The sequence below is a fragment of the Catenovulum agarivorans YM01 genome (genome assembly GCF_000281085.1).
Classification (GTDB): Bacteria; Pseudomonadota; Gammaproteobacteria; order Enterobacterales; family Alteromonadaceae; genus Catenovulum; species Catenovulum agarivorans.
Map to the genome: position 1 here is coordinate 415,536 of NZ_JH767522.1, position 8,964 is coordinate 424,499.

8 protein-coding genes are annotated in these 8,964 nt (G+C 38.5%); 4 read left to right on the forward strand and 4 right to left on the reverse strand.

The features are described from left to right. Positions 1-47: 47 nt before the first annotated feature. Genes yidC through rpmH form a run of 4 tightly spaced genes read right to left on the reverse strand, consistent with a single transcriptional unit; the run spans position 48 to position 2,416 of the window. Positions 48-1,679, reverse strand: coding sequence for a membrane protein insertase YidC (yidC, locus tag WSC_RS0104530; protein ID WP_016954723.1), 1,632 nt, complete (start codon positions 1,677-1,679; stop codon positions 48-50). Positions 1,680-1,685: 6 nt separating this feature from the next. Beyond that, positions 1,686-1,949, reverse strand: a complete 264-nt coding sequence (gene yidD, locus WSC_RS24595) for a membrane protein insertion efficiency factor YidD (RefSeq protein ID WP_082196113.1) — start codon at positions 1,947-1,949, stop codon at positions 1,686-1,688. Next, on the reverse strand, positions 1,916-2,275 hold the full coding sequence (gene rnpA, locus WSC_RS0104535; RefSeq protein WP_016954724.1) for a ribonuclease P protein component: 360 nt from the start codon (positions 2,273-2,275) through the stop codon (positions 1,916-1,918). The genes yidD and rnpA overlap by 34 nt, the downstream gene beginning before the upstream one ends. Positions 2,276-2,281: 6 nt before the next feature. Then, positions 2,282-2,416, reverse strand: a complete 135-nt coding sequence (rpmH, locus tag WSC_RS0104540) for a 50S ribosomal protein L34 (protein WP_016954725.1) — start codon at positions 2,414-2,416, stop codon at positions 2,282-2,284. Positions 2,417-2,763: 347 nt separating this feature from the next. On the opposite strand from rpmH, the gene dnaA reads away from it, so the two are divergent. The 4 genes from dnaA to gyrB are packed head-to-tail and all read left to right on the forward strand — an operon-like array spanning position 2,764 to position 8,868. After that, positions 2,764-4,176 carry a chromosomal replication initiator protein DnaA gene (gene dnaA / locus WSC_RS0104545; protein ID WP_016954726.1) on the forward strand — a complete coding sequence of 471 codons (1,413 nt, stop codon included), beginning with the start codon at positions 2,764-2,766 and terminating at the stop codon, positions 4,174-4,176. 18 nt (positions 4,177-4,194) lie between these two features. Beyond that, positions 4,195-5,298, forward strand: coding sequence for a DNA polymerase III subunit beta (dnaN, locus tag WSC_RS0104550; RefSeq protein WP_016954727.1), 1,104 nt, complete (start codon positions 4,195-4,197; stop codon positions 5,296-5,298). A 15-nt stretch (positions 5,299-5,313) separates the two neighbouring features. Further along, positions 5,314-6,441 carry a DNA replication/repair protein RecF gene (gene recF / locus WSC_RS0104555; protein WP_016954728.1) on the forward strand — a complete coding sequence of 376 codons (1,128 nt, stop codon included), beginning with the start codon at positions 5,314-5,316 and terminating at the stop codon, positions 6,439-6,441. Between the two features lie 12 nt (positions 6,442-6,453). Further along, positions 6,454-8,868 (forward strand): DNA topoisomerase (ATP-hydrolyzing) subunit B, encoded by a 2,415-nt coding sequence (gene gyrB / locus WSC_RS0104560; protein ID WP_026016661.1) that lies wholly within the window; start codon positions 6,454-6,456, stop codon positions 8,866-8,868. Positions 8,869-8,964: the final 96 nt, after the last annotated feature.

The following is an 8,964-nucleotide window of genomic DNA, read 5'->3' on the forward strand; positions in this document are numbered from 1 at the left end:
CGGGCATTAATGCCCGTTTTAAAAGCTAGTTATTTAAAGCGAAGTGGTTATTTTAAACCCTTTTTCTCCATCGCTTTATTAATCATCAACATTTGTACAATTGAAATAATGTTGCTGACTAACCAGTATAAAACTAGACCCGCCGGGAACCATAAAAAGAAGAAGGTAAAGGCAACTGGCATATACTGGAAGATTTTTTGCTGTACCGGATCTTGCATAGGCGTAGGTTGTAATTTTTGCATTACAAACATACTTGCACCCATCAAGATAGGTAATACGTAGAATGGATCTTGTTGTGATAAGTCGTGGATCCATAATGCAAATTCAGCATGGCGTAATTCAACACTTTCAACAAATACCCAGTATAAAGCTAAGAAAATAGGCATCTGTAAAAGAATTGGTAAACAACCACCCATAGGGTTAACTTTTTCTTTGCGGTATAACTCCATCATAGCTTGTGAAAACTTTTGTCTGTCTTCGCCATAACGGTTTTTAAGCTCAGTTAACTTAGGTTGTAACTGGCGTAACTTTGCCATTGAAGTGTATTGTTTTTTGGTTAAGCCGTACATTAAACCTTTCACAATTATTGTGATAAGAATGATAGCCACACCCCAGTTAGCAACTAAGCCGTGTAAAAATTGTAATAAGTGGAATAGTGGCTGTGATAAAAACCACAACATACCGTAGTCAACTGTTAGGTCTAAGTTATCCGCTAGCTCGGCTAATTTGTCTTGCGCTTTAGGGCCTGCATATAAAGTTGTTACTAAGCTTGCTTGTTGGCCAGGTGCAACTTGAACTGCTTCACCTTTATAACGAATCAATACTTTGCCACCGCTTAACGCTTTGGTTGAAATCTCAATATTTTCGTCAGCGCTAGGAATAAATGCGGTTACGAAATAATGTTCGATCATTGAAATCCAACCGCCAGTTGAAGCAACTTGTAATTTAGAATCTACAATATCGTCGAAATCGATTTTTTCGTAAGTTTCGTTCTGAGTTGAGTATGCCGCGCCATGGTAAGTTGGCATCATCATTGAACTTTGTGCTTGTGCAGCATTTTGTTTTAACTGTGCAAACAATTGCACGTTCTTCACAGCTTCAGATGTATTGGTCACATCAAAACGAATTTGAATATCGTGTTCAGCTTTGCGGAATACAAATACTTTTTTAACTGTTAAACCTTGGCTGCTTTTAAAGCTGATTGGCACTTCTAAAGTATCACCTGACATTTGATAGTCAGTTTGTGCCGCGACATACAAAGGGCGACCTTTAGGGCTAGCATCTGGGCCATGTGCACCAGTTAAGCCAGATTGTGCATGGTATAAATCAGCGCCTTGTTCAACTAACAAAGAATAAGCTTCAGAACCATCTTTTTCTTTAGCAAACTTAAGTAAGTCTAGCTGAACAATATCACCACCTAACAAGTCAATTTTCACTTTAACAGTATCAGTTGTTACTGTAATAAAGCTGCTACCTGTAGCCATTGACTCAAGTACACTTTGTTCTGCAACAGGTACGTCGGCAGAAATTTGTGCAGGCTTTTGTGCAATTGCTGTGGTTGTGCTCTCTGCTGTGATAGGTGCCACAGGTTGAGGTGCTTGGTCTATTTGCCATTGGTTCCATAATAAAAAGGTAACCAAAGCTAAACCTATCAATAGAAAACTTCTTTGCGATTCCATAGAACTCTATTTCTCTTTGTTTTTTGATTTAGGGACAGGATCATACCCGCCAGACGAAAACGGGTGACATTTTATAACGCGTTTGACCGTTAACCAACCTCCAATACGCACTCCGTGGCGATTAATTGCTAAAATTGCATAATTTGAGCAAGTTGGATGGAAACGACACCTAGGTCCAAGTAACGGACTCAAGGTCAATTGGTATAACCTAACTAGGCCATAACATAATTTTCGAGCTAATTTTTGAACTGACGTTGGATTTTTTTCCATGTGTAGTTTAGCTCGTGGCGTAATTCTGCATTGGTTGCATTGGCAATACCTTGTTTACCAATAAAAACCAAATCGACATTATTTAGGTTGTGTTGATTTAACCTAAAATATTCGCGTACAACACGTTTGACTTGATTGCGCTCAGTTGCAAATTTTGCTTTCTTTTTTGAGATGGTAAAACCAATGCGTGCATTTGCGAATGAGTTTTTTGCAGCAAGAATAGTGTAATAACGACAAGAAAATTTTTTAGGATTGGCGTCGAAAACGCTTTGAAAGTCGGCGGGAGTGAGGAGTCTCGACTCCCGCTTGAACGGAAAAGTTTTCACGTAATATTACGCGCTTAAAACTTTACGTCCTTTAGCACGGCGACGAGCTAAAACTTGACGACCGCTTTTTGTAGCCATACGAGCACGGAAACCGTGACTACGCTTACGCTTTAAATTGCTAGGTTGAAATGTACGTTTCATTGCAATAATTCCGATTAATCTAAAATTGTGCCTGCCGGCACGGCCTTATAAGGGGCGCGAACTATAGCAAAATTATTCGTTTGAGACAAGTATGATCTCTATCATCAATGCGCTTTTTGGATAACTTTTTTAATTTGCTGATTTTATCCACATTTGTTGTTTTAATAAACAATTTGTTATTGAAATTTAGTTGGTATAGAACAAAAAAGAATTAAAAAATAAAGTTAGATAAATCATGTGGATATACGTTATTTTTCGGTTAAATAGCCTTTTGTAATTTGTCAATATTGAACTTGTGGATAAAATTTGATGAGATCCACCGTCCAATAAATAAGTGGAGAAGTTCCTTGAGCGAATCGCTATGGCAGGCGTGTTTAGATAATTTACAGCGCGAATTGCCCTCACAACAATATAATATGTGGGTTCGTCCATTACAGGTCCAAGCTTTAAACCAAGATTTGATTCTTTACGCACCAAACAAATTCGTTTTAGATTGGGTGCGTGATAAGTATGTTGACCGTATTACCGAATTGCTAAAGGAACTAGCAGGGGACAAAAGTCCTAACCTTAAAATGGAAGTGGGTTCAAAACCTGCTGCACCTATTGCTAATCCAAAACTCGAATTAGGCAATAAACCAGCACCTACACAGGGTGGGCATACTCATGCACCTGTGACAAATGGTTTTAATCCACAAATGGCCAACCCAGCACAAATAGGGCAAACACCACCAAGCGGTTTGCGTTCTAACCTGCGTGAAAATTATACTTTTGATAACTTTGTTGAAGGTAAATCTAACCAATTGGCGCGAGCTGCGGCAACACAGGTTGCGGATAATCCAGGTACCGCATTTAACCCATTGTTTTTATACGGTAGTACAGGTTTAGGTAAAACTCACTTAATGCACGCTGTTGGTAATGAAATTCGACAGCGCAACCCGGATGCAAAAATTGTTTATATGCATTCAGAGCGTTTCGTGCAAGACATGGTGAAAGCCATTCAAACCAATTCAATTGAAGATTGGAAGCGCCATTATCGTTCAGTTGATGCACTATTAATTGATGATATTCAATTTTTTGCTGGTAAAGAGCGTTCACAAGAAGAGTTCTTCCACACTTTTAATGCGTTATTAGAAGGCAATCACCAAGTTATTTTAACCAGTGATAGATACCCCAAAGAAATCGACGGCGTAGAAGAAAGGTTAAAATCTCGTTTCGGTTGGGGCTTAACCATTATTATTGAGCCACCAGAGTTAGAAACCCGTGTCGCTATTTTGATGAAAAAAGCACAAGAGTCTAATTTTGATCTTCCACACGAAGTGGCGTTTTTTATCGCGAAACGTTTGCGTTCAAATGTACGTGATTTAGAAGGTGCATTAAACCGCGTAATTGCCAATGCCAATTTTACTGGCAAAGCAGTTACAATAGACTTTGCTAAAGATGCGCTGCGCGATATGCTCGCATTACAAGAAAAACTCGTTACAATAGATAACATACAAAAAACTGTCGCTGAATATTATAAAATTAAGTTGGCAGATATGTCGTCTAAAAGTCGTAGTCGCAGTGTTGCGCGTCCACGACAAATAGCCATGGCACTATCAAAGGAATTAACAAACCATAGTTTGCCTGAAATTGGAGCGGCTTTTGGTGGGCGTGATCATACAACTGTATTGCATGCTTGCAGAAAAGTCGTTGAATTAAGAGAAAAAAATCACGATATTAAAGAAGATTTTTCAAACTTAGTTCGCACACTTTCTTCGTAAAGATTGGATAATAAAAATATGAAATTTTCAGTTAGTCGAGAAGATATACTTAAGCCATTGCAACTTGCAACTGGTACAGTGGAACGCCGCCATACCTTACCTATTTTGTCGAATGTATTGTTAGACATAAACGATGGGGTATTGTCGATTACAGGTACAGATTTAGAAGTTGAATTGGTTGCATCGGTTGAGTTAGTGCAAGCATCGGATGATGGGCAAATTACTGTACCAGCGAAAAAATTATTTGATATCTGTAAAGGGTTGAGTGATTCGGCACTGATTGAATTTTCATTAACTGATACTAAATTGCAAATTAAGTCGGGTAGAAGTAAGTATTCACTATCAACCCTGCCAGCGAAAGACTTCCCTAACTTAGAAGAATGGGCGAGCGAAATTAACTTTGCGGTTAAACAAAAAGATCTAAAAACTATGATAGATCGCACCGCATTTTCTATGGCCAACCAAGATGTGCGTTATTATCTCAATGGTATGTCATTAGAAACCTCGGGCAATCAAATTCGTTGTGTAACCACTGATGGTCACCGTTTAGCATTAATGCGTTTAGATTTAGAAAACGAATCGTTAGATGAAAGCCAAGTAATTATTCCTCGTAAAGGTGTTACTGAGATCAGTCGTTTAATTGAAGACTCAGACGACAATGTATATATCTCAATTGGTAGCAACCATATCCGTTTAAGCAGTGGGTCTTTTACTTTTACCAGTAAATTAGTTGATGGCCGTTTCCCTGATTATCGCCGTGTCTTACCTAAAGGTGGTGATAAAGAAATTATTGCTGATAAAGGTTATATCAAACAAGCTTTTGCGCGGGCAGCTATTTTATCTAACGAAAAATTCCGTGGTGTGCGTTTAAACTTAGCCAGTGGTGAATTAACCATTACCGCAACCAACCCTGAACAAGAAGTTGCTGAAGAGGTGGTTGAAGTAAATTACCAAGGTAGTGAGTTAGAAATTGGTTTTAACGTTGCTTACATTATTGATGTATTAAATTCTTTAGAGTCAGACGAAGTTAAGATCACTTTAGGTGATGCAAATAGCAGTGCCTTGATTGAAGATAATCAAGATGATGCTGCTATTTATGTTGTTATGCCAATGAGGTTGTAATTCAACTTCCTTTTTATGCATATTTCAAAGTTGGCGATTCATAACGTGCGTAATATTTCGCAGATAGAAATGTTACCGCACGCCCACTGTAATATCATTGTCGGTGAAAACGGCAGTGGTAAATCGTCAATTTTGGAAGCCATTCACTTGTTAGGCTTCGGCCGCTCTTTTCGAAAATCTAAAACGCCAGAACTTATCCAGTTTAGTCAAACAAACTTAACCGTATTCGCCGACTGTTTTACTGAGAAGCAACAAGCGGATGACTACGAACAAAATATAAAGTTTGGTTTAAGTAAAAATCAAAGTGGTGACAGTGAAGTTCGCATTCAAGGGAAAAAAGCCGCTAGGTTAAGTGAGCTATCTAGTCAATTTCCAATTGTCGCTTTTACTTGTGATAGTTTTGATTTGGTTGATGGCAGCCCAAGTATACGCAGAAAATTTTTAGATTGGTTGGTGTTTCACGTGAAACATCAGCAAAATGTTTCATCGATTTATCGTGACTATGCTCGAGTATTAGAACAAAGAAACTCAGCTTTACGTCGTGGTTTGGTTGAACAAATTCGTTCGTGGGATAATAGTTTTATTCAGCTGAATAAACAGATTCAACAATTACGTCAGCAAGCAGTGGATTGGTTAAACAAAGAAATCTACCAGTATCAATCTTTATTAACTAAAGAAAACTTTACTGATGGCGATAGGCAGCAAAGTATTCAATTAGAATATAAACCTGGCTGGAATCAACAATTTGATTTAGCCGAGTTACTCACAAAAAATTTGCAAACCGATCTTAAGCGTAAAACAACTGGGGTAGGTGTGCATAGAGACGAATTGATTCTTAAATATAAAGAACAACCCATTAGAAATATTTTGTCGCGTGGTGAATGTAAGCGTTATGTATTGGCGTTGATGTTTGCTGCGGAAGAAGTTATAAAAAAGCAAACCGACAAAAACTGTATTTGGATAGTTGATGATATTGCGGCTGAGTTAGATTTAACTTCTATCAAAGCTGCGTTTAGCACTAACAAGAATAATCAAAACCAAATGTTTTTTACTTGTATTGAAAAAGATTTAGCGCTTATTCAACAAGTTATAGAGTATGAACATGCAGTGTTTCACGTGAAACATGGCAAATTGATAAATTAATAAGGTCAGAAAATGTCAGAATATGATTCATCGTCGATAAAAGTCTTAAAAGGACTAGACGCGGTAAGAAAAAGACCCGGCATGTATATTGGTGATACCGACGACGGTACCGGCCTGCACCACATGGTATTTGAGGTTGTCGATAACAGTATAGACGAAGCGTTAGCTGGTCACTGTAAAGACATTATTGTAACCATACATTCTGATGGTTCTGTATCTGTTCGCGACGATGGTCGTGGTATTCCGGTTGCAATGCACCCTGAAGAGGGCGTTTCTGCTGCACAGGTAATCATGACTGTATTGCACGCCGGCGGTAAATTCGACGATAACTCATATAAAGTTTCTGGTGGTTTGCATGGTGTAGGTGTATCGGTAGTTAATGCACTTTCTGATGATTTACAACTTACCATTCGTCGTGAAGGTAAAGTTCACCAACAAAAATATAAATTAGGTGATCCGGTTAAACCAATTGAAGTTATTGGTGAAACTGAAGGCACAGGTACAGAAATTCGTTTCTGGCCATCGCCGACTATCTTTAGTGATACCTTGTTCCACTACGATATTTTAGCCAAGCGTTTACGTGAATTGAGCTTCTTGAACTCTGGTGTTTCAATTAAATTAAAAGATGAACGCGATGGTAAAAACGACCACTTTATGTATGAAGGTGGTATTCAAGCATTTGTTGAATATTTGAATCGCAACAAAACACCAATTCACAGCCATGTATTCCACTTTGTTGCTGAACGTGAAGATGGCATTACTGTTGAAGTGGCTGCACAGTGGAATGATTCTTATCAACAAGAAAATGTATTTTGTTTTACCAATAATATTCCACAACGTGATGGTGGTACCCACTTAGCAGGTTTCCGTGCTGCATTAACTCGTACGCTAAATACCTTTATGGAAAAAGAAGGTATGTCGAAAAAAGCTAAAGTTGCTACTACAGGTGACGATGCTCGTGAAGGTTTAACCGCAGTTGTATCAGTTAAAGTGCCAGATCCTAAATTCTCATCACAAACAAAAGACAAGTTAGTATCTTCTGAAGTTAAGGGTGCTGTAGAACAAACTATGGCTGAAAAGCTTAATGATTTCTTATTGGAAAACCCGACAGAAGTTAAATCTATCGTTACTAAGATTATGGATGCGGCTCGTGCACGTGAAGCTGCACGTAAAGCGCGTGAAATTACCCGCCGTAAAGGTGTGTTAGATATTGCAGGTTTACCAGGTAAATTAGCTGATTGCCAAGAGCGAGACCCTGCGCTTTCTGAACTATACATAGTGGAGGGTGACTCTGCGGGCGGATCAGCTAAGCAGGGTCGTAACCGTAAGAACCAAGCAATTTTGCCATTAAAAGGTAAAATTCTAAATGTTGAAAAAGCACGTTTCGACAAAATGCTTAGTTCAGCTGAAGTTGGTACTTTGATTACTGCGTTAGGTTGTGGCATCGGCCGCGATGAATATAACCCTGATAAATTAAGATATCATTCAATTATCTTAATGACGGATGCTGACGTCGATGGATCGCACATTCGCACATTACTATTGACCTTCTTCTACCGTCAAATGCCAGAAATTATTGAACGTGGTCATGTATTTATCGCTCAACCACCTTTATTTAAAGTTAAAAAAGGTAAACAAGAGCAATACATTAAAGATGAAGCTGCGTTCGAAGGTTATTTAACTAACCTTGCATTAGACGGCGCTGAATTGCATGTGAATGAAGATGCTCCTGCAATCAGTGGTAGTGCGTTAGAGCAAATCGTTAAAGATTTCCAACGTTGTGAACACATCATTGAGCGTTTATCGCGTACAGTTAATCCAGCATTAGTTAATGAACTTAAATATGTTGAAGCATTAACGGCTGACAAATTAAAAGATAAAGAGTTTGTTGAAAAGTGGGCTGCTGGTTTAGCTTCTCAACTAGAAGCTAAAAAAGATGGTAGTTCTATCTTCGAACATCATGTTGATTTCGACCAAGAGATTCACTCTTACATCCCACGCTTTAATGTACGTACGCATGGTGTTGATTATGTGTATAAGGTAGATGCGGATTTTGTTAGCTCTGCTGATTATCAAAACATTGCTAAAACCGGTAATACAATTGCTGGTTTAGTTGAAGAGGGCGCATACATCAAACGTGGTGAGCGTATTTTCCCTATTCAATCTTTTGAGCAAGGTTTAGATTGGCTAATTAAAGAATCGAAAAAAGGTTTATACATACAACGTTACAAAGGTTTGGGTGAGATGAATGCGGATCAACTTTGGGAAACCACTATGGATCCGAATAGTCGCCGTATGCTTAAAGTGACGATTGAAGATGCGATTGGTGCTGATCAGTTGTTCTCTACTTTGATGGGTGACCAAGTTGAACCTCGTCGTGACTTTATTGAGCGTAATGCGTTGAATGTAGCAAACTTAGATGTGTAGTTTCAGCTAAGTTTTTTGTTTGATTGAAAGCCCAACCTATATGAAGTGACCCCCAATAGTTGGACTATCCAATTACTGGGGGTCTTTTATGTCTAA